Source organism: Paenibacillus sp. EKM212P (assembly GCF_011066115.1).
Lineage (GTDB): Bacteria > Bacillota > Bacilli > Paenibacillales > Paenibacillaceae > Paenibacillus > Paenibacillus polymyxa_B.
The window spans coordinates 1-203 of record NZ_JAAMNR010000097.1 but is presented as its reverse complement, the minus strand read 5'-3'; the positions used below and the strand labels follow the sequence as shown (position 1 = coordinate 203).

The 203-nt window shown below is 50.7% G+C and carries 1 tRNA gene; it reads left to right on the top strand.

Annotation, left to right across the window (positions count from 1 at the left end):
- Nucleotides 1–129: 129 nt before the first annotated feature.
- Nucleotides 130–201, top strand: a tRNA-Gln gene (locus G9G54_RS25210).
- The last annotated feature ends 2 nt before the right edge of the window (nucleotides 202–203 follow it).

Sequence of the window (203 nt, the reverse complement as noted above, 5' to 3'; positions counted from 1 at the left end):
AGGCTTAGCTCAGCTGGGAGAGCATCTGCCTTACAAGCAGAGGGTCGGGGGTTCGAGCCCCTCAGCCTCCACCATTTTTCATCCTCTTACCTGGATGAAATCTTGGGGAATTGTGAATCATATGCATATTGGGGATTAGCCAAGCGGTAAGGCAACGGACTTTGACTCCGTCATGCATAGGTTCAAATCCTATATCCCCAGCC